Consider the following 24,411-nt stretch of genomic DNA (forward strand, 5'->3'; position numbering starts at 1 on the left):
TGCCTCGCAACGGCGAGGTCATGACCACCGCCCAGGGCGTCCCGATCAGTGACGACCAGAACTCTCTCAAGGCCGGCGACCGCGGCCCGACCCTGCTGTCGGACCAGGTGCTGCGCGAGAAGATCTTCCACTTCGACCACGAGCGCATCCCCGAGCGCGTGGTCCACGCCCGCGGCTACGGCGCGCACGGGACGTTCGAGACGCTGGAGTCGCTCTCCGACATCACCGTCGCCGACCTGTTCCAGAAGAAGGGCACCAAGACCCCGGCGTTCGTCCGGTTCTCGACCGTCGCCGGCCGCGCCGGCTCGTTCGACCTGGCCCGCGACGTGCGCGGCTTCGCGGTGAAGCTCTACACCCAGCAGGGCAACTGGGACATCGTCGGCAACAACATCCCGGTCTTCTTCATCCAGGACGCGATGAAGTTCCCCGACCTCGTGCACTCGGTCAAGGAGGAGCCGGACCGCGGCTTCCCGCAGGCCCAGTCGGCGCACGACACCTTCTGGGACTTCGTCTCGTTCATGCCCGAGTCGACCCACATGACCCTGTGGCAGATGTCCGACCGGGCGATCCCGCGCTCCTTCCGCTTCATGGAGGGCTTCGGCGTGCACACCTTCCGGTTCGTCGACGCCGACGGGAAGAGCACGTTCGTGAAGTTCCACTGGAAGCCCAAGCAGGGCGCCCAGTCGGTCGTGTGGAACGAGGCCGTCAAGATCAACGGCGCCGACCCCGACTTCCACCGCCGCGACCTGTGGGACGCCATCACCGCCGGCGACTTCCCGCAGTGGGACCTCGCGGTGCAGCTGTTCGACGACGAGGTCGCCGACTCGCTGCCGTTCGACGTGCTCGACCCGACGAAGATCATCCCGGAGGAGGACGTGCCGCTGCGCGTCATCGGCCGGCTCACGCTCGACCGCGTGGTCGACAACGAGTTCGCCGAGATCGAGCAGGTCGCGTTCTGCACGCAGAACATCGTCCCGGGCGTCGACTTCACCAACGACCCGCTGCTGCAGGGCCGCAACTTCTCCTACCTCGACACCCAGCTCAGCCGCCTCGGCAGCACCAACTTCACCAAGCTGCCGATCAACGCGCCCAAGTGCCCGGTCGCGCACTTCCAGCGCGACGGGCACATGCAGACGGAGGTCCCGCAGACCGGACCGGTGGCGTACGAGCCCAACGGCTATCCCGACGACGTCACCGGGCCGCGGGCCGAGCCGCGTCCGCAGGAGGCGAGCTTCCGCTCGTTCGAGGCGCAGGTGGAGGGCGAGACCCGGCGCATCCGGCCCGAGTCGTTCGCCGACCACTACAGCCAGGCGCGGGTGTACTGGATCAGCCAGACCCCGGTCGAGCAGCAGCACATCGTCGACGCCTACACCTTCGAGCTCAGCAAGGTGAAGAACCCGCAGATCCGCTCGCGGGTGGTCGCGAACCTGCGCAACGTCGACGAGGACCTCGCGAGCCAGATCGCCGACGGGCTCGGCCTGCCGCTGCCCGAGGCGAGCGAGCCGTTCGCGCCGGTGCGCACCGACCTGCCGGCCTCGCCCGCGCTGAGCATCCTGGCCGACCCGCCGAACACCTTCGCCGGGCGCAAGCTCGGGCTGCTGGTGACCGACGGCAGCGACGCCAAGCTCGTCAAGGGTCTGCAGGACGCGTTCACCAAGGCCAAGGCGATGGTCACCGTGGTCGCGCCCAAGGTCGGCGGCGCCGAGCTGTCCGACGGCAGCCACCTCGAGGGCGACGAGCTGCTCAAGGGTGCGCCGTCCGTCCTGTTCGACGCGGTCGCGATCGTGCCGTCCGCCGAGGGCGTGCAGCAGCTCGCGAAGGACCCGGCGGCCAAGGACTTCCTGAACGACGCGTTCAACCACTACAAGTTCATCGGCCTCGGGCCCGACGCGACGCCGCTCGTCGAGGCGGTCGGTCTCGCCGACAAGCTCGACGACACCACGCCGACGATCTCCTCGGCCGCGGACGCCACGAGCTTCGTGCAGGAGTGCGCCCAGCTGCGCGCCTGGGAGCGCCCGGTCAGCGAGTAGTCCCCGGAACCGCCTGCGCCCTGGTCACGTTCACCCTTTCGGACCAGGGCGCAGGTGTGTCCCCACCCCGCACGTCGTTTCCTTGCCAAGTCCTGACCTTTGCCAGACCCTCCCCAGACGGTCCGCTTCCTAACGTCGTCTCACAGCCTGCAGGTCGTCGGGGCGACCCAGGTGACTCCCCTGGAAGCAAAGGACAGTCAGTGATGAAGAAGAGCATGACCCTGCTCAGTGCCGTCGGCGCCCTCACCCTCGGCGTCGGTCTGGCCGGTCCCGCCAGCAGCGCCCCGGCGGACCCCGACACCAACCCGTCGGTCGAGCGCAAGGCCGCCGCCACCACCAAGGCCGACCAGCAGCGCGTCCGTGACTACTGGACGCCCGAGCGCATGAAGAGCGCCAAGCCGCGTGACCTGTCCAACAAGGGCCAGCTGAAGAAGTCGCTCAAGGGCAAGCCTGTCGCCCCGACCGCTGGCGCCGAGGCCGTGCAGGCCGCGCCGCAGCCGACCCTCGGCAAGGTGTTCTTCACCCTCGGTGGCGCCAACTACGTCTGCTCCGGCACCGCGACCAACAGCGGCAACGGCGACGTCGTGACCACCGCCGGCCACTGCCTCAACGAGGGCCCCGGCGCCTACGCCACGAACTTCGCGTTCGTCCCGGCGTACGACAACGGCTCGCGCCCGTACGGCACCTGGGTCGCCGAGACGCTGCTGACCACCACGCAGTGGAAGAACTCCGGTGACTTCAACTACGACGTGGGCTTCGCCGTCATGGCCGAGAACACCAGCGGCCAGAGCCTGACCCAGGTCGTCGGCGGCCGCCAGATCGGCTTCGACCTCGGCTACCGCCTGCCGTTCGAGTCCTACGGCTACCCGGCCGCCTCGCCCTACGACGGCCAGCGCCTGTGGAAGTGCTCGGGCACCTCGACCACCGACACCTTCGGCGGCTCGACCGACCACGGCCTGCCGTGCAGCATGACCGGTGGCTCCTCCGGCGGTGGCTGGTTCACCAACGGCGTGCTCAACTCGGTGAACTCCTTCAAGTACAACGCCGACCCGAACACGATGTACGGCCCGTACTTCGGCAGCACCGTCCGCTCGGTCTACACGACCGCCGCGGCCAGCTGACCCGATCCCCCACGCTGGTCGAGTAGGCCGGCTCAAGCCGGTCGAGTAGGCCGAGGCGCTAGCCGAGGCCGTATCGAGACCCAGTCCCCCGCAGGACTGGTCTCGATACGGCCCGCTCGTCCCTCACGGGCCTACTCGACCGGCGTTTGTCGTTGTCGCCTACTCGATCGGCGTCGTGGCGCCGAGCTCGATCAGCAGCACCCCTCCGGCGATGAGGGCGATGCCGCCGGCCATCAGACCGCTGAACGGCTCGCGGAACACCACGCGCGAGACCAGGGCGGTGAGCGCGACGCCGACCGCCGCCCACACGCCGTACGCCATCCCCAGCGGCATCCCCGCGCGCAGCGTGAGGCTGAGGCAGGTGAAGGCGACGGCGTAACCCGCGAGCACGCCGGCGTACCAACGCTTTTCGCCGAGCGCTGCCATGCGCAGCGACGCGGTGCCGAACACCTCGCAGACGATCGCCACGACGAGGAAGGCCCACGCCATCACGCCGCCCCGTGGGCGCGGCGCTGCGCGGCCTGCGAGCCCAGCTCGACGACGAGTACGCCGGCGCAGACGAGCGCCAGGCCGACACCCATCAGCGCGGTGAGCGGCTCGCCGAACAGCACGGTGGAGGCGAGGGCGGTCAGCGCGACGCCGACCGCGCCCCAGATGCCGTAGGCCACGCCGAGCGGCATGCCCGCGCGCAGCACGAGGGCGAGGAAGGCGAAGGAGGCGACGTAGCCGACGGCGACGACGGCGTACAGCGCCGGCCGGTCCAGCGCCCCCTTCAACGACAGCGAGGCCGACACCTCGCACCCAATCGCCCCTGCCAGCAGCAGCCACCGCCTCATGCCGCAACGATCGCACGGCGCGACCGCGCGCCGGCGGGCGGTCGCACCGGCGGAGCGAACGACCGGCGGGCGGCTACTGACCCGAGCGCAACGCCTCGATCAGCTCGTCCTTGGACATGGTCGACCGACCCTCGACGCCGATCTCCTGCGCGCGCTCGAGCAGCTCGTCCTTGGTCCACTCGTCGTAGCTCTCCGACTCGCCGCCGCGGCGGCCCACCTCCGAGCGTGAGGAGCGCGCCGCCGCGTTGGCGATGCGCGCGGCCTTCTGCTTGCTGGCGCCCTCATCGCGCAGGGCCTCGTAGACCTCGTCGTCCTTCACCGAGGGGCCAGGGTCCTCGCGCCGGGACTTGTCGCTGGGCATGACGTCCTCCTCCAGGGGTCCTCCTCCTACGGTCGCACCGGCTCCCGGGGCGTTCAACCGCTCGCTCGGGTGTGGTGCCGCACGCCGGGAGCCGCCTACCGTGCTCGGGTGAGTCTTGCGTCCGAACCCCGTTCTGCCCTGGTGCTTCTCGACATCGACGGCACCCTCGTCGACAGCACCTATCACCACGCGCTGGCCTGGCAGCGCGCCTTCCGTCGGCACGACCTGGACTTCCCCTTCTGGCGGATCCACCGGTCGGTCGGCATGGGCGGCGACAAGCTCGTCGGCGCGGTCGGCGGCGACGAGGTCGAGGAGCGGCTGGGCGACGCGCTGCGCGCGGCGTGGGAGGAGGAGTTCGAGCCGCTGAGCGGGGAGGTGCGTCCGCTGCCCGGCGCGCAGGACCTGCTGCGCGACCTCGCCGACCGGGACATCCCGGCCGCGCTGGCGTCGTCGGGCGAGCGCAGGTTCGCCGAGAAGGCCATGCAGCAGCTCGGCGCCGAGTCGCTCGTCGAGGCGCTGACCAGCTCGGCCGACGCGCAGGAGTCCAAGCCGCAGCCCGACCTGCTCGCGGTGACCCTGGAGGAAGTGCCGGCGCGGCGCGCGGTGCTCGTCGGGGACACGCCGTACGACATCGAGGCGGCCAGCCGCGCCGGCCTGGCCTGCGTGGCCGTGCGCTCCGGCGGCTTCGCCGACACCGAGCTCGCCGAGGCCGACGCGATCGTGGACGGCCCGGGCGACCTGGTCGGCTTCGACTGGGACCCGGTGCTGCGCGACGTGGGCGACGCCGACCCCCGGGTCTAGCCCACCTGCCCCACCTGCCCCCGCCCCGCCCCCCGAACGCATGAAACCGGGTTACGGTCGTTTGACCTCAATGCATCAGGGTCAAACGACCGTAACCGGGTTTCATGCCCGGCTCACCTGGGCATTCATGCCCGGCTCACCTGGGCGGCGGGGTCAGCGGTGCAGGTCGAAGCGGTCGGCCTCCATGACCTTGACCCACGCGGTGACGAAGTCGCGCACGAACTGCTCCTGCGCGTCGTCGCTGGCGTAGACCTCGGCCACGGCGCGCAGCTCGGAGTTGGACGAGAACACCAGGTCGGCGCGGCTGCCGGTCCACTGCTGGCCGCCCGCACCCTGACCCTGGAAGGTGTCGGCGCCCGATTCCCCGCTCCAGGAGGTGCCGAGGTCGAGCAGGTTGACGAAGTAGTCGTTCGTCAGCTGACCGACGCGGTCGGTGAAGACGCCGACCTGCGAGTCGCCGGTGTTGGCGCCCAGCACCCGCAGACCGCCGACGAGCACGGTCATCTCGGGCGCGGTGAGACCGAGCAGGTTCGCCCGGTCGATGAGGGCGTACTCGGCCGGGAGGACGGTGTCGCCCCGGTCGTAGTTGCGGAAGCCGTCGGCCGTCGGCTCGAGTGCGTCGAAGCTCTCGGCGTCGGTCTGCTCCTCGGTGGCGTCGGTGCGGCCCGGGGTGAACGGCACGGCGACCTCGGTGCCGGCGGCCTTCGCGGCCTCCTCGACACCCACACCACCGGCGAGCACGATCACGTCGGCGAGCGAGACCTGCGCCCCGCCCGCGCCGTTGAAGTCGGACACGACGCCCTCGAGCTTGTCCAGCGTCGCGGCGAGCTGCTGCGGGTCGTTGACCGCCCAGCTGCGCTGCGGCTCGAGGCGCACGCGAGCACCGTTGGCGCCGCCGCGCTTGTCGCTGCCGCGGAAGCTGCCGGCCGAGGCCCACGCGGCCTTGACCAGGTCGCTCACCGACAGGCCGGTGGCGCGGATGCGCTCCTTGAGGTCGGCGACCTCGGAGTCGCTGACGACGGCACCCTGCTGCGCCGGCACCGGGTCCTGCCAGATGAGGTCCTCGGCGGGCACCTCGGGGCCGAGGTAGCGCACCTTCGGGCCCATGTCGCGGTGGGTCAGCTTGAACCAGGCGCGGGCGAACGCGTCGGCGAACTCCTGCGGGTTCTCGTAGAACCGGCGCGAGATCTTCTCGTACGCCGGGTCGACCCGCAGCGACAGGTCGGTGGTGAGCATGGTCGGCGGGCGGGTGAGCGAGCCGTCCTCGGGGTCGGGCACGGTGTTCGCGCCGGCGCCGTCCTTGGGCTGCCACTGGTGGGCGCCCGCGGGGCTCTTGGTGAGCTCCCACTCGTAGCCGAACAGCACCTCGAAGAAGCTGTTGTCCCACGTCGTCGGGGTGGGGGTCCAGGTGACCTCCAGCCCGCTGGTGATGGCGTCGCGGCCCTTGCCGCTGCCGAACGAGCTGATCCAGCCGAGGCCGCCCGTCTCGAGGCCGGCGCCCTCCGGCTCCGGACCGACGTTGTCCGACGGGTCGGCCGCACCGTGGGTCTTGCCGAAGGTGTGGCCGCCGGCGATCAGCGCGACGGTCTCCTCGTCGTTCATCGCCATCCGGCCGAAGGTCTCGCGGATGTCGATCGCGGCGCGGGCCGGGTCGGGCTCGCCGTTCGGGCCCTCGGGGTTGACGTAGATCAGACCCATCTGGACCGCGGCCAGCGGGTTCTCCAGGTCGCGCTCACCGGTGTAGCGCTTGTCGCCGAGCCAGGTGGTCTCCGGGCCCCAGTAGACGTCGTCGTCCGGCTCCCACGCGTCGACCCGGCCACCGCCGAAGCCGAACGTCTCGAAGCCCATGGTCTCCAGGGCGACGTTGCCGGTGAGCACCATCAGGTCGGCCCAGGACAGCGACTTGCCGTACTTCTTCTTGACCGGCCACAGCAGCCGCCGGGCCTTGTCGAGGTTGCCGTTGTCGGGCCAGCTGTTGAGCGGGGCGAACCGCTGCTGGCCGGTGCCGGCGCCGCCGCGACCGTCGGCGGTGCGATAGGTGCCGGCGCTGTGCCAGGCCATCCGGATCATCAGCGGGCCGTAGTTGCCGAAGTCGGCCGGCCAGAAGTCCTGGGAGGTGGTGAGCACCTCGGCGATGTCGCGCTTGACCGCCGCGAGGTCGAGGGTCTGGAACGCCTCGGCGTAGTCGAAGTCGTCGGCGAGGGGGCTGCGGGCCGGCGGGTTCTTGGCGAGGATCTTCAGGTTCAGCCGGTTCGGCCACCACTGCTGGTTGGCGTCGCCCTGGGTGGGCTTCACCAGCTCGTGCATGACGGGGCACTTGCCCTCGCCGGCGTCGGCGTCGTTCATCTCGCCGAGCTCGGTGGTGTCGTCGACCTTCTCGTCGAGCTCGGACTCGTTGACAGACATCGGTGTCCTTTCCGGTGGGGCGGTGCTGGTGTCGTACGTCGGTGGAACGTTCGGGGGTCAGGCGGGGTTCGCGTGGGCGGAGGCGCAGCGGGCGCAGCGTCCCCAGTAGATGACCTCGGCCTCGTCGACGACGAAGCCGCCGGCCTGCGGGCCGAGCGCGGCGGCGTCGAGCGCCGGCTCGAGGCAGGGGGCGGCGCCGACCGAGCAGTCGACGTCGCTGACCGCACCGCACTCGCGGCAGACCAGGTGGTGGTGGTTGTCGCCCACGCGCAGCTCGTAGCGCGCCGGCGACCCGGCGGGCTGGATGCGCCGCAGCAGGCCGAGCTCGGCGAAGGTGTTGAGGCAGTCGAAGATCGCCTGGCGCGACACGGCCGGCAGCTCGTGGCGCACCTGGTCGACCAGCGCGCGGGCGTCGGCGTGCGGCTGGTCGCGGACGGCGCGCAGCACCGCCGCGCGCGGCCGCGTCACGCGCAGGCCGGCGGCGCGCAGCGTGGCGGTCTCGTCGAGCTCGGGGGGCACGGCACCCACCCTCACCGACTCATTGGACCGAGTCAAGATACCTCCCGGTCGTCTCACCCGTCGGAAGGGATTCTCACCCCTGGGGCGGGGTGCGGTCCACACCGAGCCCCGCCGCGAGCGCGTCGACGATCTTGGGCCGCAGCTGCTGCGCGGAGATCACCTCGTCGACCGAGCCGACCTCGACCGCGCGGTGCACGCTGTGCACCCGGTCGAACTCGGTGGCGACCTCGCCGAGCTTCTCGCTGCGCACGGCCTGGCGGGTCTCGGCGAGCTCGGTCGCGAGCGCCGCCCGCTCGGTGTCGGACGCCTCGGCGAGCCGGCTCTCCAGGCTGGTCACCCGCTCGTCCTTGGCGGTGCGCGCGTCGACGTCGCGGGTGAAGACGACCGCGGCCGCCGGCGCACCGCCGATGACCGACGCGAACGAGCCCTCGAGAGCGAGCACGGTCATCCGCGGGTTGAGCGCCTTGGAGAAGACCACGAACGCACCGCCGTGGTAGCGCGAGATCACGCAGAACACGATCGGGCGGTCGAAGTTGACGATCGCGCGGCCGATCTCGGCGCCGTACTCCAGCTGCAGGTTGCGCATCGACTCCGGCGACCCGTCGAAGCCGGAGAGGTTGGCGAGCACGACGACCGGGCGGTTGCCGCGCGCGGCGTTGATCGCGCGGGCCGTCTTCTTCGACGACCGCGGGAAGAGGGTGCCGGCGGTATAGACGTCGGGCCCGTCGGTGGGCGGGAACCCCCGCCGCGCAACGGGTTTGGACTCGATGCCGATGAGCGTGACCGGGAACCCGCCGATGTGCGCGTCGTAGACGACCGAGGTCTCGGCGTCGGCCATGCCGGCCCACCGCTCGAGCGTGACGTGGTCCTGGTCGGCCACCGCCGACATCACCGTGCGGATGTCGAACGCCTTCTTGCGGTCGGGGTTCTTCGCCACCGAGAAGATGTCGCCGACGGTGCTGAAGCCGGAGTCGGTCGCGTCGTGCGGGTAGTCCTGCACGTCGCGGTCGACCGGGTCGGTGGTCGGTGCGCGGCGCGGCCCGTCCTCGCCGGGGGCGACGTAGGCGTGATCGTAGTGCGCCATGAGGATGCCGAGCGCGCCGGCGAGGTTGGGCGACCAGTACTGCGCCTGGCCGTTCGGGCCCATGACGCGGTCGAAGCCGCCGATGCCGTGGTTGTCCTCGGCCGAGACGCCGCCGGAGAAGTCGAGCGACTGCTTGCCGGTCAGCACCATCGCGCTGTCCGGCGTCATCACGAGGATGCCCTTGGTGTGCATGAGCATCGTGGCCTCGGCGTTCCAGTACGGCTGGGCGCCGACGTTGATGCCCGCGACGACGATGTTGATCTCGCCGCCGGCCTGGGTGAACTCCACGATGCGCTTGAGCGCCTTGGCGACCCAGTCCATGTTCTCGGTGCCGGAGTCCATCGAGATGCGGGCGCCGGCGGACACGGCGAACCACTCGACGGGCACGCCGAGCTCGGTCGCGAGGTCGAGCGCGGCCATCACCCGGGCGCACTCGGGCTCGCCCAGCGCGCCGAGCGCGCGCAGCGGATCCCCGCACAGCAGAACGCGTTTCACGCCCTCGGGGTATCGCTGGGTCGGGGTCGAGATGACCCCGACGATCATGCCGGAGCTGTTGCGGCCGTACGGCCGGTCGACCGGGACGAGCCGGCCGGACTCGTCGAGGTCGTACTCCTGGGCGGTGCCGCCCACGCCGGCAATGAGCGACTGCAGCTCGTAGGGGTAGACCGTGCCGCGCCGGCGGGCGCGGATGACCTTCTGCTGGTAGTCGTCGAGCGGGGCGAGGCGCTCGGTCGGCGGCCCCTCGATGGAGCTCACGACACCCGACCCCGGCTGGTAGTGGAAGCGCGCGACGAGCGGCACCACCTCGCCGTCGGCGGCGGCGATGCGGCCGCCGACGCGCAGCTCCTCGATGCCGGCGCCCGCGGTGAGCGGGGCGATCTTGGACTTCAGCGCGGTGAGCTGGTCGAGGTCGGCCTCGATGGGCGGCCAGATCTGCACCCAGACGTAGTTCAGGTCGAGCCGCTCGCCGGTGCTCGCGGCGCGCACCCGGCGGATCGCCTCGAGACAGTTGGCGATGGCGCGCTCGGCGTGCGGCAGGCCCACGACCTTCCCGTCCTCGTCGCGCACGACTGCCAGCTGGCGGACCTGCGCGAGGGCCACCAGGCGTACGTCGGACTCGTTGCCCGGGGCGACGCAGCGATAGAGCAGCACGTCCTCGGGCGCGTCGAGGCGGGTGATGTCGAAGTCGGCGAGGCGCCACAGGTTGAGGCGGCGGCCGACCATCGGGTGGACGCCGCGGATGAGGGCGTCCTCGGCCAGCGAGCCGTCGGGCTGCGGGCGGAAGGTGAAGTAGCCGACCGGACGCCCCTCGTCGGGACAGACCGCGACGGCGACCCGGCGCACGGTGGCGGTGAAGTCCAGCTGCGAGAGCCGCTCGGCGAGCGCGGCGGCGGCCTCGTCGGGCGTCGCGGGCTCGTCGGGCCAGGCGAGGTAGAGGTCGACGACCGCCTCGTGGCCCTCCGGGCGGGCGGCGAGCTGCTCGGTGACGCCGGTGACCAGGTCGCTGCCGGGCGCGAGCTCGGAGACCCGGCCGATGGTGGTGACCAGGTGCGTCGGCCGGTCGTCGAGGGTGTAGTCGGCGACGGCGTACGGCCGGGCGGCGAGGGTCAGCTCGCGCAGGTTGCGCAGGTCGTGCTCGCGGTAGTGCCGCTTGACCAGCACCGCCAGCATCGGCTCGTCCTCGGGCAGCCGGTCGCCCTCGAGGTGCTCGGCGAGGAAGCGCACGATCTGCTCGGGGATGGCGGCGAGCCCGTCGATGCGCGCGTCGCGGTCGGGGCCGGCAGGGGTGCCGGCGATCGCGACCAGCTCGTCGCGCACACCGCCGAGCACGCTGCGCCGCTCGCTGTCGACCAGCGGCTGGTCGAACCAGCGGAACCGCACACTGCGCGCGAGGTCGCCGACCACGGGGAAGCGCAGCTGGGTGGCGACGACGAGGCGGTCGAGCACGTCGCGCGCGACCGCGTCGAGCGGCGGCTGCGGCGGCGGCTCGGCGATCCAGCGCTGCAGCAGGCTGGAGACCAGCTGCACGTCGGGGGCCGAGCGCAGCTGGGCGAGGAAGACGCGGAAGACCGCCTGCTCCAGCTCGGGGGTGCGGTCCAGGCTCGCGACGCCGTAGTGGCGCAGCACCCGGCTGAGCTTGGTGCGGAACTCCTCGGGCAGCGCCCCGCGGTCGGGGTCGAGGCTCTGCAGGTAGGTGTGGAAGTGCTCGCGGGGGCTGTGCACCCGGGTCTCCAGGTGCAGGTCCTCACCGACCGGCCGGTTGCGGGACAGCTCGGCGAAGTCGGCGAACGTGCCGACCAGCTCCAGCTCCTCGGCGAGCGGCGTGGCGCCCTCGGCGATGAGCTGCTCGCCGTCGCGCAGGTAGTCGGCGAGGGTGCGGCCCTCGTCGCGCGGGTCGACGTCGTAGCCGAGCAGCATCGCCGACAGGTCGGCGCGCAGCCGCTCGACGCGGCCGGCCAGCGTGGACGGCATCGAGTCGCCGTCGGGCAGGTCGAGGTCGACCTCCTCGTCGGCCGTGGCCGCCTCGGCGACGCCGTCACCGACCGGCTCCAGACGTACGAGCGGGGCACCGGTCTCGACCTGGCTGCCCGTCGCGACGAGCAGCTCCTTGACGCGCGCGGGGAACGGCGCGGGCAGCACCGTCTCCATCTTCATCGACTCCAGCACCAGCACCGGGGCGCCCGCCTCGACCTCGTCGCCGACGGCCGCCGGGGTCGCGACGACCAGCGCCGGCGCGGGTGAGCGCAGCACGCCACCCTCGTCGAGGCTGACCCGGTGGGTGACGCCGTCGACCTCGACCAGCTGCACGGGTCCGTGGTTGGCGGTGACGAGGCGGTGGTTGCGGCCGCCGATGCGGATGCGGCTGGCGTAGTCGTTGATGCGGTCGACGTCGGCGTCGACGGTCTGCTCGGTGGCGCCGGTCGCGACGAGCACGCGGTACCGGGTGGGGCCGATGCGCGACACGGTGACCTTGTACGGGGCGCCGCGCAGCTTCAGGTCGACCGCGCGGCCGGTGCGGTGCTGCACCTGCGGGCGGCCGCCGCGGGCGGTCTCGAGCAGGCGGGTGCGCTCGACCTCCTCCTCGGCGACGTACGCCTCGATGCCGGCCGCGACCAGCGCGACGCCGGAGTGGCGCGTGGTGACCAGGCCACCCTCGGCGCGGGTGCGGTCGATCCACCCGGTGTCGGCCCAGGTGACGCCCTCGCCGCCGACGACCTCGGGGGCGTCGAGCAGCTCGAGAACGAAGCTCTTGTTGGTGGCGCCGCCCTCGATGACGACGGTGGTCTCGGACATCGCGCGGCGCAGCCGGGCCAGCGCCTCGTCGCGGTCACGGCCGAAGGCGATGATCTTGGCGATCATCGAGTCGAAGTCGGCGGGGATCGAATCCCCTTCAGCCACACCGGTGTCCACCCGGATGCCCGGCCCGGCCGGCAGCTCGAGCAGGGTGATCCTGCCGGGGCTGGGCGCGAAGTCGCGGTCGGGGTCCTCGGCGTTGAGACGGGCCTCGACGGCGTGACCGACCTCGACCGGCTTGTCGCCCTCGAGCCGGCCCCCGGAGGCGACGTGGATCTGCAGCTTCACCAGGTCGGTGTCGGTGGTGACCTCGGTGATGGGGTGCTCGACCTGCAGGCGGGTGTTGACCTCGAGGAAGGCGAAGAAGCGGTCCTGCGGGTGATAGAGGAACTCGACCGTGCCCGCCCCGGCATAGCCGACCGCGACGGCGAGCCGCTCGGCGCTGGCCTTGAGCTCCTCGACCTGGTCGGGGTCCAGCAGCGGCGAGGCCGACTCCTCGATGACCTTCTGGTTGCGGCGCTGCACCGAGCAGTCGCGCACGCCGATCGCCCACGCGCTGCCCTGCCCGTCGGCGATGACCTGCACCTCGACGTGCCGCGCGCCGGTGACCAGCCGCTCGAGGAAGACCACGCCGGAGCCGAAGGCGCGCTCGGCCTCGTCGCGGGTGCGCTCGTAGGCCTCGGTGAGCTCGGCGTCGGAGGACACCTTGCGGATGCCGCGACCGCCGCCCCCGGCGGTCGCCTTGAGCATGAGCGGGTAGCCAATCTCGGCCGCGGCCGCCTTGGCGTCGTCGAGCGTGTCGACCCCGCCGCGGCTCCACGGCGCGACGGGCACGCCCACCTCCTCGGCGATCAGCTTGGAGCCGATCTTGTCGCCGAGCTTGCGCATCGCCTCGGCGCTCGGGCCGATGAACGTGACGCCGACGCGCTCGCACAGCTCGGCGAAGCTGGGGTCCTCGGCGACGAAGCCCCAGCCGACCCAGGCGGCGTCGGCGCCCGTCTCGCGCAGCGCCTTCTCGAGCACGTCGTAGTCGAGGTAGGGCCGGTTCGCGGCCGGGCCGAGGTCGTACGCCAGGTCGGCCTCGCGCACGAACATCGCCCGACGCTCGCCCTCGGTGTGCAGCGCGACGGTCTCGATGTGCGGACCGTCCGGGCCGGCCGCGGCGTTGAGGTCGCGGACCGCGTGGATGAGACGCATCGCGGCCTCGCCACGGTTGACGATGGCAATGCGCGAGAACATGGGCAGGCTCCTTCAACAACCTCGCCGGCGGCGGTCGTACGTCGTGCGCGCGCGTGGGTGCGCAGGTCGCCAGCCTGCCACCTTGCCGCGGTCGGCGGCGGGGCGACGCCGAACCGGCGGGTAGCTCAGCGCGCGGTGGTCGCCGACGCGGTCGTCAGCGTGCCTAGGGTCGGGTCATGAGTGAAGGGCTCGAGGAGCTGCGCGAGGCGCACGACCAGCTGGCCGAGCTCTACGCCGCGCACCTCGCGGACCACCTCGCGAGCGCGCCGGTGGACCGGGCGGTGCTGGACCTGTTCGCGGAGCTGGTGACCCAGGGTCGTGTCGACGGATCTGCACCACAAGTTGCCGACATCGGTTGTGGCACAGGGAGACTCGCGCCCTATCTGGCACGGCACGGCTTCGAGGTGAGCGGGGTCGACCTCTCGCCGGAGATGATCCGGGTGGCTCGCCGAGAGCAGCCCGGTCTGGAGTTCGCCGTCGCCGACCTGCGTGCGCTGCCGTACGCCGACGCCGGCCTCTCGGGTGCTGTCGCCTGGTACTCGCTGATGTATCTCCCGCCGGGCCAGCGCGCGGACGCCTACGCGGAGCTCGCCCGGGTCGTGCGTCCCGGCGGTCATCTGGTCACCGCGTTCAAGCTGGGTGACGACCGGCACCGTCGCGGTGGGGCGCGGGTCGGGGTCGCGTTCGACATCTGGTGGATGTCGGTCGATGAGGTCGAGCGGCGGCTGACCGACGCGGGGTTCGTCGTCCGCTTCCGGGCCACGCGCCCGGCCGAGCCCGACGAGGAGCAGGCACAGGCGTACGTCATCGCGCAGCGCGGCTGAGCGACCTGCCGGGGCGCTCTCTCGACGGGACGGGGTGGGCGGGGACGGGGCGGGGTCGCGGCGGCGATGTGATGAGGTGGGGCGTACGCACGAACGCACCCCCGCAGAGGTCAGCACCATGAATCCATCCGCCGGCAAGCTCGGCCGCGCCGCGCTGGGCGGGCACAACCGCGCCGCCGTGAGCACGACGATCGCAGGCGCCGTCACGGCGCTGTCGGCCGCACCCGCCCAGATCGGTCACGTGCTGCGCCGCCGCTTCCCGACCGTGGCGGTCACCGGCATGACCGGCGTCGGCAAGACGCAGCTGGCCGACCGGCTGGCCCGACGCGCCACGCCCGAGGGCTCGCTGGACGTGGGGTCGGCGGTGATGGAGCGGCGTACGCGACGCTCGTCGAAGCTGCACGGCTTCCGGTTCCGCGTGGTGCCGGGCGACAACGCCGCGACCCGGCTGGGCGCGCTGGACGAGGTGTTCCACGACGAGCCGGTCGACGGGGTGCTGCACGTCGTCGCCTACGGCCACGCCACGGCCCGGCGCACCGGTGGCACGAGCGGCACCGCCGAGGCCACCCGCGAGGAGCAGCTGGCCGCCGAGCTCGAGGACTGGGCGATCACCTCTCACCGCATCGCTTCGATGGCGGTGCGCCGCGACCGGCCGCTGTGGCTGGTGATCGTGGTGACCAAGGCCGACCTGTTCGCCGGTGACGTGGAGGAGGCCGTGCGCTACTACTCCCCCGGCAGCGGCACGCCGTTCGGCGACAAGCTCGACGAGCTGCGCGCGCTCGCCGGCGGAGCCCGGCTGTCGATCGACGTGCTGCCGGTGAGCACCCAGCGCGGCGACGGCCCGCTGGACAAGCGCGGCGAGGAGCTGCTGGGCGCGCTCGAGACGCGCATGGCGCAGCTCAGCGGCCACGTGTGACCTGACCCCGCGTGCGGTCGAGGGCGCGTGCAGTCGACGGCGCGTGGGTCAGCCGTCGACCTCGGCCTCCCTGGCCCGGTCGTCGACCATCGGCCCTGCGTGCACCCACCACCGCACCCGCGGGTCGTCGGCGCCGAACGTGCCGAGGTCGGCGTGCCCCCACAGCCCCGCGGCGTCGATGCCGAGGTCGTGGCTGCCGGTGCGCTCGGCCAGCGTCGCGGGGCTCAGCCCGTCCGGCGGGCGCTTCCAGCTGAGCAGGGTGGAGGCGGCGAGCACGCGCTGCTCGCGGTTCCCGTCGCGCAGCATCCGCAGGAGCGCGTCGGTCGCCTCGTGCCCGGCCGTCTCGCGCGCGATGTACGCCGTCCGAGACCGGGCGAGCGGGCTCAGCGACCCCGAGCGCAGGGCGTCCAGCGCGACCCGGGCGATGACGTCGCGGTAGGGGCTGGCCCCGAGCAGCACGACCGCGTGGTGGCGGCGCTCGGCGTGGTCGTGACCGAGCGCCTCGAGCACGAGGCGCTGCAGCACGGGGTCGGTCATGCCGGACTCGCGATAGGCGGCGCGGACGTACGTCCGGGTGTCGCGCACCGCGGCCGGGCTCGCCGGGCCGGCCGGGGTGGGTGAGTCGAGCCGCCGACGCAGCGACCGGGCGAACGCGGCGCGCGAGCCGTCGGAGTCGCGCACGGTCGCGTCGAGCAGCCGCTGCAGCCGGGTGCGCACGAGCGGGTCCGTCTCGCCGTACGCCAGCTGGCAGTTGAGCGCGAGATAGGCGCCGAAGTGGTCCGAGCCGCTGGTGGTCTCGAGGTCGTCGACGAGGCGGGTGACGATGCCGGGGGCGACGGAGTCGCCGAGCACGTCGAGGAGGTTGTGCTTGCGCGGGCAGCCGGGCTGACCGGCCACGTCACGGACGGTGCGCTCGACCGCGTCGGCGTGCGAGGGGTCCGCGGCGAGCCGGCACAGCGCCTCCAGCCGGGCGGCCTGCTCGAGCCGCGTGGAGCGCAGCAGCTCGCTGCACAGGGTCTGCAGCCACTCCTCGCGGGTGCGGTCGAGGATCGAGAGCCCGCCGTCGCCGGTGAGCAGGTCGGCGGCGTCGGTCCAGGTGCGACCGGTCGCGAGCCCGGCCATGATCTGCGCGTCGAGCACGTTGAGCTGCCGCGCCCGCTGCGCCCGGTCGCGCTCCGGCTCCACGACGCGCAGGCGCCGCCAGTCCAGGGCGCGGGTCATGCTGTCGATGACGCCGCGCAGGGCGCCGGCGGTGACGCCGAGCTGCTGCTCGTAGCGGTGGATCGTCCCGATCCCGATCTTCCCGCTGCCGTCCTCGACCCGGGTCAGCGTCGGGGTGCTGCGCACGGCCGGGTCGCGCAAGGTCGCGAGCCAGGCCCGGTCAGGCTCGTTGCCGAACTCCGAGGCCAGGCGAGAGCTGCGCAGCAGCCAGGCGGTGCGCACGCGCGAGTCGACGGTTGCGTCCTCGAACCTGGTCAGGTCCGTCGCGGCGAACAGACGCGATCTGCCACGATGCCCCAGCTGCCACACCATCCACTCCCTCCCGCGGAGCGTCCCCAGAGCCTGAGTATGTGCGGGTGGAGTTATGCCCGATCCAACAACGCGGGCGTTATTTCACGAGACGACGCGCGCTGGAAAGACGGGCGTACGCCGGCAGCCGGACCGTGCGATCAGCCGTCAGCCGTCAGCCGTCAGCCGTCGGCCAGGCGGGGAGGGAAGCCGCCGGTCGCGATCGGGCCCCACCGGTCCGGCGTGATCCGCAGCAGCGACTTGCCCTGGGTGCGCATGGCCTCGCGGTACTCGTCCCAGTCGGGGTGCTCCCCCGAGATGTTGCGGAAGTACTCGACGAACGGTTCGACGTCGTCGACCGCGTCGATCACCTCGGCGGTGCCGTCGACCTGGATCCAGGCGTCGCCGAAGTCGTCGGAGAGCACGAGCACCGAGACGCGCGAATCACGCCGTGCGTTCACGGTTTTCGCGCGCTCCGGATAGCTGGTCACGACGATGCGACCGCTGTCATCGACACCCCCGGTGACCGGCGACAGCTGCGGCCGCCCGTCCCGGCGGACGGTGACGAGCACGAGGTTGTGGCGCGGACGTACGAACTCGAGCATCTGCTCGCGGTCGACCGTGGTGTTCTTCGCGATGGTGCGTGCCATGCGCCCAGCCTGGCAGGCGGCCCGTCGACTGACAGACTCGATGCCGTACACCGACGTCACCCGACCCTGGAGGTTCGATGCCCACCGAAAGTCTGCAGCTGGGACTGGACACGTTCGGCGACGTCAACGCGCGCGCCGACGGTGAGCTCGCGCCGTACGACGAGGTCATCCGCAACGTCGTGGCGCAGGGGGTGCTGGCCGACCAGGTGGGGGTCGACGCGTTCGGCGTCGGGGAGCACCACCGCGACGACTTCGCCGTCAGCTCGCCCGACATGGTGCTCGCGGCGGTCGCGGCGCAGACCGACCGGATCCTGCTCGGCAGCGCGGTGACCGTGCTCAGCTCCGACGACCCGATCCGGGTCTACGAGCGGTTCGCGACGCTCGACGGGATCTCCCACGGGCGCGCCGAGATCACGCTCGGCAGAGGCTCGTTCACCGAGTCGTTCCCGTTGTTCGGGTACGACCTCGCCGACTACGAGCGGCTGTTCAGCGAGAAGCTCGACCTGTTCGCCGCGCTGCGCAGCGAGGGTCCGGTGTCGTGGTCGGGGAGCCACCGGCCGCCGCTGGACGACACCGAGGTCTTCCCCAAGTCGGTGCGCGGCTCGTTCCCGGTGTGGGTGGGCGTGGGCGGCTCGCCGGAGTCGGTGGTGCGCGCGGCGCGGTACGGCATGGCGCTGATGCTCGCGGTGATCGGCGGCGACCCGAGCCGGTTCGCGCCGTACGCCCAGCTGTATCGCCAGGCGCTGGAACAGCTCGGTCAGCCGGCGCTGCCGATCGGCGTGCACGCACCGGGCTTCGTCGCCGAGACCGACGAGGAGGCGCGCGAGCTGCTCTTCCCCCACTTCAAGCGCAACCGCGACCGCATCGGGCGCGACCGCGGCTGGGGACCGGTGACCAAGGAGGAGTACCTCGCGGACATCGAGCACGGTGCGATGCACGTCGGGTCGCCGGAGACGGTCGCGCGCAAGATCGCCGGCACGGTGCGCACGCTCGGACTCGACCGGTTCGACCTGAAGTACAGCCACGGCACGATCCCGCACGAGGACCTCATGCGCGCGATCGAGCTCTACGGCACCAAGGTGATCCCGCTCGTGCGCGAGATGGTCGCCGACGGTCAGTGAGCCCCGGCCCGCATGCCCTCCGGCAGCGGGAAGGCGCGCAGCGCCGCCACGGCGACGGCGACGCCGATCATCAGCGGAGCGAGGCCGAGACCACCGAGCAGCAGGGCGCTGATCAGCAACGCTGCCAACGGTTTTCGCAGACCGATCGCGGTCGCGGCGCCCACCCCGGAGGCCATCGCGGCGGTGACCTCGAGCCCGGGGACGAGCGCGAGGGCCGCGGCACCGGCGGCCGCGCCGGCGAACATCAGCGGGAAGAACTCACCGCCGAGCCAGCCGGAGCTGACGCAGATCGCGGTGGCCAGCAGCTTGGCGAGCGCGAGCGCCGCGAGCGCGAACCAGGCCGACTCGTCCGCGAGCTCGACCACGTCGACGAACTCCTCGTGCCCGGAGAAGCGCACGAGCGGCCAGGCCGTCGCCAGCGCCGCGAAGACGAGGGTGCCGACGAGCGTCTGGGCGCGCGGCGTGCCGACCCGGCCGAGCGCGGCGGCGACCTGCGGGCGGGCGTGCAGGTAGGCGTACGCGACGACGGCGGCGAGCGCCGCCGGGAGCACGGCGCGGAGCAGGTCGAGGGCGGTGTCGAGGTCGTACGCCGGCAGCCCCAGGTCGACACCGCCGTGCCCGAGCGCGCGCACGGTGGCGAGGAACGTGGCGAAGCCCGCGATGGCGGCGAGGAACGGCAGGGCCTTCGGCGGGGACAGCGCGTCGTCGTCGTAGGCGGCGGCGCCGGGCGGCGATCCGTAGAGACCGGCCAGGGCGGCGGCGGAGCCGGAGCGGCCGATGAGCTGCTCCTCCGCGTGGTTGCGAGCGATGGCGTGACTGACCAGGGCGGACAGCTCGGCGACGACGGCGAGCAGACCCGCCTCGGGTCCGATGGCGCCGCCGAACCCGACCGCGACGATCGCGGCGGCGGCCAGCACCGCGGTGCGCCGCCAGCGGACGGCGCGCGGGTCGGCGGACTCGGCGATCTGCAGGTCGATGGTCGAGGCGTCGAGCGAGGGGCGCAGCACCGCGAGCAGGGTGCCGCCGACGAGGATGGCGACGAAGACGTACCACCGCGCGTCGGACACCGACCAGACCAGGTCGGACAGCAACCCGGTGAGCAGGTAGGTCAGCCCGGCGACCACCCCCGCGAGCGCGCCGAAGACCACGGCGATGGTGACGAGGCGCAGCGACGGCGACGGCGCGTCGGTGTCGACGGCTGACCCGTCGGGAACGGACGTCATGGCGTCAGCCTGCCGCACCCGGGCCCGGCGCGGCGGCCAGTCGAGCGGGCGCACGCGGGCGGATGTCGTACGTCTGCGGCAGGCTGGGCCTGACCGCGAACCTCCCGAGCCGACCAGCCCCAGGAGAGCCCGATGCCTGCACCGCACCACCGGATCGCGACCGAGAACCGGTTGCTCGCCGCCGACATGTTCGCGTCGCTGACCCCGCAGCAGTGGGCGACGCCGAGCCTGTGCGAGGGGTGGACCGTGCGCGAGGTCGCCGGGCACCTGCTGGCGCCGCTGGAGTCGGACTTCAGCTGGCCGACGGTGATCGGGGTGCTCGTGCGCTATCGCGGCAACGTGGACAAGTACGTCGACGACGAGACCCGCAAGCGCTCGGCCCGCCCGACCGAGCAGATCGTGGCGCAGCTGCGTGAGCGGGCGGGCGAGGAGCTGACGGTGCCGTTCACCGGGGCCGGCGGCCCGATGGCTGACTCGGCGATCCATCTGCGCGACGCGGCGCGGCCGCTCGGGCTCGACGTCAGCCCCGACCTCGACGCGTGGCGCGCGACCCTCGACTTCCTGGTGAGCAAGCCCGCGACGCGCGGGTTCGTGACGCGGAAGCGGCTGGCCGGGCTCCGCCTGGTCGCCACCGACCAGGACTGGTCGTGGGGTGCCGGCGAGGAGGTGCGCGGGCCGAGCGAGGCCGTGGCCATGGCCGTCGCCGGGCGGCCGGTGGCGCTGGACGACCTCGCGGGCGAGGGCGTGCAGGTGCTGCGAGGACGGTTGTCTGCGTGAGCGACGGGCGGGGCCCCGCCCACCAGCCTGGCGAGGCACCGGCTGACGCGAGCGGTCGCTGGTGGTGAGCTGAGCGCGGGACCTCGGAAGGACCTCGGCGAGCCCTCTCCGTTGGGGCGTGTGGTGCGCCAGGCCAGCGCAGGGTGTACGTCGTCGTGGGCTACTGCGAGAGGGCGTAGACCAGCAGGAAGCCGACGAAGAACAGCGCGCTGAGCAGGGTCGTCTCGCGCTCCTCGTGGGCCTCGACGAGCAGCTCCTCGACGGCGAGGTAGAGCAGGGCGGCCGCGCCGAACGCCAGGACCGTCGCGAGCACGGCGGCGGAGGCGCCGTCGAGCAGGATGACCGCGCCGAGGCCGCCGACCGCGGTCAGCAGACCCAGCGCCCAGCAGATCGCGGTGGCGCGCGCACGGCTCATGCCCAGCTGGGTCAGCTCACCGGCGACCGACAACCCGAGGAACAGCACCTCGATGGTCAGTGCCGCGGTGATGATCAGGCCCTGGGTGCCGCCCATGGTGCTGCCGAGACCGACGAGCGCACCGTCCACGAGCAGGTCGACGGCGACTGCCGCGAGCAGGCTGACCGGCGCGACCGCAGCCGCCCGGGTGGCGACCCGGGCGCGACGCTCGTCGGCGCGACGGCCGTACGCCGCGAGTCCGAGCATCAGGGCGACCCCGGCGGCGAAGCCGACGACCGCCCAGCCCTGGTTGCCCTCCTCGCGCAGGTCGGGGAGCACCTCGCCGACGAGGGCAGCGATGACCACGCCCGCGGCGAAGTGCTGCACCCCCGCGACCACCCGGGGCGAAGGTGGGCGCAGGACCGCCACGGTCGACCCCACACCTGCCGCGACCACCGGGATGCTGACCAGCAGCGACGCCTGACCGATGGAGCTCATCCACGCACCTCCGTGCTCGGTTTTCTGCATCGTTGCACGCGGGTGCGGCGCACCGGCGGGGTGAGGCACGCCGAGCTGCGAGCGTGAGAGTGCGCGACACGCCCACCGCGCGCGCCGCGAAGGGGCCACAAGTGCACTCTCAGGAGACCCGGCCGACGCGGGCGCAAACCTCGCCAGCCGGCGCCTCAGAGGAGCGCGGCGACCTTGTGCGCGGTCTCCTTGGCCGACCCGGGGTTCTGGCCGGTCACCAGGTTGCCGTCGACGACGGCGTTGGAGACGAAGGGGAGGAGCGCCTTGGAGTAGTTGGCGCCGGCGGGAGCTCGTAGATGCGCGGGTGCGGGTCGGTGTCCTCGGCGAGCTTCTTGGCCTCGGGCTCGAGGTAGGCAGTGGTGGGGGCGGGCAGGTCGGTCATGGCGTCGTTCCTTCTGCTCGGGGGCCGGTCGTCGTGCGTCATCGACGCTCCGGAGCGGGCGGGGCGAGGAGGAGTGCCGCACACGACACCTTTGGTGCGGATCGCGACACGGTCGTGTTTGGCTCGACTGGCCTCCGTGCGCGCCGGCGGACCGGCGGCGAGGGCATCGCCGTGAGAGTGCACAACACGCCCATCTCGGGCGCCGAGCAGGGGCCACTTGTGCACACTCACGCAGCGGCTCCCCGAACTCGGCTGGTCACAGCCGGGTGCTGTCACACCTCGCCCATACGGTCCCGTCATTCGACGGAGGGGAGATGGAGATGACCGACGCACAGACCCAGGCGTGGCTCGACCAGGAGGACGCGATGGTGCGCGACTGCGTCCGCGAGCACGGGTGCTTCTTGCAGTACGTCTGCGCAGAGCCGGAGACGAGATCGGCGAGCTTCTGCTACTCGACGGGGTTCTTCGGCCTCGGGCACCCGGAGCTGATCGTGTTCGGCCTGGCCCCGCAATCGGCCGGCGGGATGCTCAACTGGTGCTTCGCCGAGGTCAAGGCGGGCAAGATCATGATGCCGGGCGAGATCCTCAAGTTCGGCGACGGCTGCGGTCGAGCGCGCGTCGAGGAGTTCCCCAACCCGGGAGAGATGCTGCTCAGCGCGAACCGGTTCTACCAGCGGCCGCCGGAGTTCTCGGTGCCGGCGTACCAGCTGACCTGGGACGTCAACGGCGCCTTCCCGGAGGACCCGGGCTATCCGTACGGCCCGCACCAGCAGCCCCGCCCCGGGACTCTGTAGAACGCGCGGTGAACGCGGCAGTGATCGACCCGGCGTGGCCGGACGAACCTCGACCACGGAGTGCGGGGTGAGCTAGCCCTATCGCGCTGACTCAAACGGACGGCACCCTCGACCCCCGCAAGCGCGAGGCTGGCAGGGCTGCCACGCCGTCGGTGCCCGGGCCCGCCCCTCGACCCCCACGAGCGCGGGGCGCACGGCGTCGCCGGCCAGAGCTGGCTCATGCCGTTGGCTCTACCCCCGAGGAGCGCGGGGAGAACCCTCGACGCTGCCGCCGATCCAGGTGTTGGTGCCTCTACCCCGCGACCGCGGGTAGAACTCGGACCAGCCGCCGCTGCTCGGCGCGACGTACCCTCTACCCCCGCGCCTGCGGGGAGAACAAGATCCGGCATGGCAGATCGGGTCGCGGCAGGCCTCTACCCCCGCGACCGCGGGTAGAACTTCAGCGGCCACCAGTCGTAGCCGCCCACGTCGCCTCGCCCCGCGACCGCGGGGAGAACACGACGAGCCGCGCGAACTCGAACACCAGCGAGCCTCGACCCCCGCGACCGCGGGGAGAACTCCGGCAGCGGCACGAGCCGGACGTGCCCGCCCCCTCGACCCCCGCGACCGCGGGGAGAACTACCGCAGGTCCTTGTCGGTCATCCCGCGGGCCCTCTACCCCCGCGACCGCGGGGAGAACTCCAACGCGCTGAATCCCTATAGCGGACAGGAGCCTCCACCCCCGCGACCGCGGGGCAGACCCCGGGATCACCGACGCCGGGGGCGGGTTCGGGCCTCCACCCCCGCGACCGCGGGGCAGACGTCATCACCCGACCCAGGGCGTCGACCTGGGGCCCTCCACCCCCGCGACCGCGGGGCAGACCGGGCTCGGCCGCGAGCCTGGTCCAGGTCGGCGCCATCACCCCCGCGACCGCGGGGCAGACACCTGCGGGATGCGCTCGTCGCCGGGGCACACCCCTCCACCCCCGCGACCGCGGGGCAGACCGGGCTCGGCCGCGAGCCTGGTCCAGGTCGGCGCCATCACCCCCGCGACCGCGGGGCAGACACCTGCGGGATGCGCTCGTCGCCGGGGCACACCCCTCCACCCCCGCGACCGCGGGGCAGACGACGCAGTGAACTCGCCGGCCTTCCAGCAGGGGCCTCCACCCCCGCGACCGCGGGGCAGACTCCGCTGTCCCGGTGCACCCGCCCGCCGAGTGGCCTCCACCCCCGCGACCGCGGGGCAGACCGCCTGATGATGGCTTGCGCGCGCACGTGGGCGCCTCCACCCCCGCGACCGCGGGGCAGACGGCAAGCAGCCGGTCGCCGGGTTCGACCTGACGCCTCCACCCCCGCGACCGCGGGGCAGACCCCGTACATCAAGCGTCCGTTCGCGGCTGGTGGCCTCCACCCCCGCGACCGCGGGGCAGACGCGCGGGTGCCGACCGGCGCCGAGACGTGTGCGCCTCCACCCCCGCGACCGCGGGGCAGACTCCGAGACGCGCCAACCCATTCCGCGCGCGGCCCCTCCACCCCCGCGACCGCGGGGCAGACGGCGGCTCCCACCCGTCGGCACTGAGGGCGAAGCCTCCACCCCCGCGACCGCGGGGCAGACCCGGACTT

18 protein-coding genes and 1 CRISPR repeat array (1 of these 19 cut by a window edge) are annotated in these 24,411 nt (G+C 72.6%); of the genes, 8 read left to right on the top strand and 10 right to left on the bottom strand.

Features of this window, described 5'->3' with window-relative positions; translation table 11 throughout:
* Nucleotides 1-20 precede the first annotated feature (20 nt).
* Nucleotides 21-2,030: a catalase gene (locus FB554_RS14425; RefSeq protein WP_142007623.1), complete on the top strand. Its 2,010-nt coding sequence runs from the start codon at nucleotides 21-23 to the stop codon at nucleotides 2,028-2,030.
* 203 nt (nucleotides 2,031-2,233) lie between these two features.
* Nucleotides 2,234-3,151: a trypsin-like serine peptidase gene (locus FB554_RS14430; RefSeq protein WP_236022159.1), complete on the top strand. Its 918-nt coding sequence runs from the start codon at nucleotides 2,234-2,236 to the stop codon at nucleotides 3,149-3,151.
* 159 nt (nucleotides 3,152-3,310) lie between these two features.
* Here FB554_RS14430 and FB554_RS14435 read toward each other — a convergent pair whose 3' ends face one another.
* From FB554_RS14435 to FB554_RS14445, 3 genes are all read right to left on the bottom strand, one after another.
* Nucleotides 3,311-3,640, bottom strand: coding sequence for a DMT family transporter (locus tag FB554_RS14435; protein WP_142007091.1), 330 nt, complete (start codon nucleotides 3,638-3,640; stop codon nucleotides 3,311-3,313).
* Nucleotides 3,640-3,987 (bottom strand): DMT family transporter, encoded by a 348-nt coding sequence (locus FB554_RS14440; RefSeq protein ID WP_142007092.1) that lies wholly within the window; start codon nucleotides 3,985-3,987, stop codon nucleotides 3,640-3,642. The genes FB554_RS14435 and FB554_RS14440 overlap by 1 nt, the downstream gene beginning before the upstream one ends.
* Before the next feature lie 73 nt (nucleotides 3,988-4,060).
* The gene (locus FB554_RS14445; RefSeq protein WP_142007093.1) at nucleotides 4,061-4,348 is read right to left on the bottom strand and encodes a DUF7218 family protein; all 288 of its coding nucleotides are present in this window, start codon (nucleotides 4,346-4,348) and stop codon (nucleotides 4,061-4,063) included.
* A 108-nt stretch (nucleotides 4,349-4,456) separates the two neighbouring features.
* Between FB554_RS14445 and FB554_RS14450 the strand changes: the two genes are divergently transcribed.
* The gene (locus FB554_RS14450) at nucleotides 4,457-5,149 is read left to right on the top strand and encodes an HAD family hydrolase (protein WP_211344613.1); all 693 of its coding nucleotides are present in this window, start codon (nucleotides 4,457-4,459) and stop codon (nucleotides 5,147-5,149) included.
* Between the two features lie 153 nt (nucleotides 5,150-5,302).
* On the opposite strand, the gene katG is transcribed toward FB554_RS14450, so the two are convergent.
* From katG to FB554_RS14465, 3 genes are all read right to left on the bottom strand, one after another.
* Entirely contained in the window at nucleotides 5,303-7,555 is a 2,253-nt protein-coding gene (katG, locus tag FB554_RS14455; RefSeq protein ID WP_142007094.1) for a catalase/peroxidase HPI, read from the bottom strand.
* Between the two features lie 57 nt (nucleotides 7,556-7,612).
* The gene (locus tag FB554_RS14460) at nucleotides 7,613-8,074 is read right to left on the bottom strand and encodes a Fur family transcriptional regulator (protein ID WP_142007095.1); all 462 of its coding nucleotides are present in this window, start codon (nucleotides 8,072-8,074) and stop codon (nucleotides 7,613-7,615) included.
* A 73-nt stretch (nucleotides 8,075-8,147) separates the two neighbouring features.
* On the bottom strand, nucleotides 8,148-13,691 hold the full coding sequence (locus FB554_RS14465; protein WP_142007096.1) for an ATP-binding protein: 5,544 nt from the start codon (nucleotides 13,689-13,691) through the stop codon (nucleotides 8,148-8,150).
* 176 nt (nucleotides 13,692-13,867) lie between these two features.
* Between FB554_RS14465 and FB554_RS14470 the strand changes: the two genes are divergently transcribed.
* Entirely contained in the window at nucleotides 13,868-14,515 is a 648-nt protein-coding gene (locus FB554_RS14470) for a class I SAM-dependent DNA methyltransferase (RefSeq protein ID WP_142007097.1), read from the top strand.
* Nucleotides 14,516-14,633: 118 nt separating this feature from the next.
* Nucleotides 14,634-15,431, top strand: coding sequence for a GTPase domain-containing protein (locus FB554_RS14475; RefSeq protein ID WP_142007098.1), 798 nt, complete (start codon nucleotides 14,634-14,636; stop codon nucleotides 15,429-15,431).
* Nucleotides 15,432-15,479: 48 nt separating this feature from the next.
* On the opposite strand, the gene FB554_RS14480 is transcribed toward FB554_RS14475, so the two are convergent.
* Nucleotides 15,480-16,964 (bottom strand): hypothetical protein, encoded by a 1,485-nt coding sequence (locus FB554_RS14480; RefSeq protein ID WP_142007099.1) that lies wholly within the window; start codon nucleotides 16,962-16,964, stop codon nucleotides 15,480-15,482.
* 158 nt (nucleotides 16,965-17,122) lie between these two features.
* On the bottom strand, nucleotides 17,123-17,590 hold the full coding sequence (locus FB554_RS14485; RefSeq protein WP_142007100.1) for a PPOX class F420-dependent oxidoreductase: 468 nt from the start codon (nucleotides 17,588-17,590) through the stop codon (nucleotides 17,123-17,125).
* Nucleotides 17,591-17,667: 77 nt separating this feature from the next.
* Between FB554_RS14485 and FB554_RS14490 the strand changes: the two genes are divergently transcribed.
* Nucleotides 17,668-18,711, top strand: a complete 1,044-nt coding sequence (locus tag FB554_RS14490; protein ID WP_142007101.1) for an LLM class flavin-dependent oxidoreductase — start codon at nucleotides 17,668-17,670, stop codon at nucleotides 18,709-18,711.
* Here the strand turns inward: FB554_RS14490 and FB554_RS14495 are convergent.
* The gene (locus tag FB554_RS14495; protein WP_142007102.1) at nucleotides 18,705-19,934 is read right to left on the bottom strand and encodes a chloride channel protein; all 1,230 of its coding nucleotides are present in this window, start codon (nucleotides 19,932-19,934) and stop codon (nucleotides 18,705-18,707) included. The two genes, FB554_RS14490 and FB554_RS14495, sit on opposite strands and share 7 nt — an antisense overlap.
* Before the next feature lie 132 nt (nucleotides 19,935-20,066).
* On the opposite strand from FB554_RS14495, the gene FB554_RS14500 reads away from it, so the two are divergent.
* The gene (locus FB554_RS14500) at nucleotides 20,067-20,711 is read left to right on the top strand and encodes a maleylpyruvate isomerase family mycothiol-dependent enzyme (RefSeq protein WP_142007103.1); all 645 of its coding nucleotides are present in this window, start codon (nucleotides 20,067-20,069) and stop codon (nucleotides 20,709-20,711) included.
* Between the two features lie 160 nt (nucleotides 20,712-20,871).
* Here the strand turns inward: FB554_RS14500 and FB554_RS14505 are convergent, their stop codons facing one another.
* On the bottom strand, nucleotides 20,872-21,603 hold the full coding sequence (locus tag FB554_RS14505; RefSeq protein ID WP_142007104.1) for a ZIP family metal transporter: 732 nt from the start codon (nucleotides 21,601-21,603) through the stop codon (nucleotides 20,872-20,874).
* A 732-nt stretch (nucleotides 21,604-22,335) separates the two neighbouring features.
* Between FB554_RS14505 and FB554_RS14520 the strand changes: the two genes are divergently transcribed.
* The gene (locus tag FB554_RS14520) at nucleotides 22,336-22,809 is read left to right on the top strand and encodes a DUF4262 domain-containing protein (protein WP_142007105.1); all 474 of its coding nucleotides are present in this window, start codon (nucleotides 22,336-22,338) and stop codon (nucleotides 22,807-22,809) included.
* A 530-nt stretch (nucleotides 22,810-23,339) separates the two neighbouring features.
* A CRISPR array of direct repeats spans nucleotides 23,340-24,411; the repeat unit is 28 nt; unit sequence CCTCCACCCCCGCGACCGCGGGGCAGAC; it runs 541 nt beyond the window's last position.

It is taken from the genome of Barrientosiimonas humi (assembly GCF_006716095.1).
Lineage (GTDB): Bacteria > Actinomycetota > Actinomycetes > Actinomycetales > Dermatophilaceae > Barrientosiimonas > Barrientosiimonas humi.

What these genes read in the sequence shown, in the direction of transcription:
- FB554_RS14425 (WP_142007623.1), top strand. Translation starts at nt 21, where the DNA reads ATGACCACCGCCCAGGGCGTCCCGATCAGTGACGACCAGAACTCTCTC.
- FB554_RS14430 (WP_236022159.1), top strand. Translation starts at nt 2,234, where the DNA reads ATGAAGAAGAGCATGACCCTGCTCAGTGCCGTCGGCGCCCTCACCCTC.
- FB554_RS14435 (WP_142007091.1), bottom strand. Translation starts at nt 3,640, where the DNA reads ATGGCGTGGGCCTTCCTCGTCGTGGCGATCGTCTGCGAGGTGTTCGGC.
- FB554_RS14440 (WP_142007092.1), bottom strand. Translation starts at nt 3,987, where the DNA reads ATGAGGCGGTGGCTGCTGCTGGCAGGGGCGATTGGGTGCGAGGTGTCG.
- FB554_RS14445 (WP_142007093.1), bottom strand. Translation starts at nt 4,348, where the DNA reads ATGCCCAGCGACAAGTCCCGGCGCGAGGACCCTGGCCCCTCGGTGAAG.
- katG (WP_142007094.1), bottom strand. Translation starts at nt 7,555, where the DNA reads ATGTCTGTCAACGAGTCCGAGCTCGACGAGAAGGTCGACGACACCACC.
- FB554_RS14465 (WP_142007096.1), bottom strand. Translation starts at nt 13,691, where the DNA reads ATGTTCTCGCGCATTGCCATCGTCAACCGTGGCGAGGCCGCGATGCGT.
- FB554_RS14470 (WP_142007097.1), top strand. Translation starts at nt 13,868, where the DNA reads ATGAGTGAAGGGCTCGAGGAGCTGCGCGAGGCGCACGACCAGCTGGCC.
- FB554_RS14475 (WP_142007098.1), top strand. Translation starts at nt 14,634, where the DNA reads ATGAATCCATCCGCCGGCAAGCTCGGCCGCGCCGCGCTGGGCGGGCAC.
- FB554_RS14480 (WP_142007099.1), bottom strand. Translation starts at nt 16,964, where the DNA reads ATGGTGTGGCAGCTGGGGCATCGTGGCAGATCGCGTCTGTTCGCCGCG.
- FB554_RS14485 (WP_142007100.1), bottom strand. Translation starts at nt 17,590, where the DNA reads ATGGCACGCACCATCGCGAAGAACACCACGGTCGACCGCGAGCAGATG.
- FB554_RS14490 (WP_142007101.1), top strand. Translation starts at nt 17,668, where the DNA reads ATGCCCACCGAAAGTCTGCAGCTGGGACTGGACACGTTCGGCGACGTC.
- FB554_RS14495 (WP_142007102.1), bottom strand. Translation starts at nt 19,934, where the DNA reads ATGACGTCCGTTCCCGACGGGTCAGCCGTCGACACCGACGCGCCGTCG.
- FB554_RS14500 (WP_142007103.1), top strand. Translation starts at nt 20,067, where the DNA reads ATGCCTGCACCGCACCACCGGATCGCGACCGAGAACCGGTTGCTCGCC.
- FB554_RS14505 (WP_142007104.1), bottom strand. Translation starts at nt 21,603, where the DNA reads ATGAGCTCCATCGGTCAGGCGTCGCTGCTGGTCAGCATCCCGGTGGTC.
- FB554_RS14520 (WP_142007105.1), top strand. Translation starts at nt 22,336, where the DNA reads ATGACCGACGCACAGACCCAGGCGTGGCTCGACCAGGAGGACGCGATG.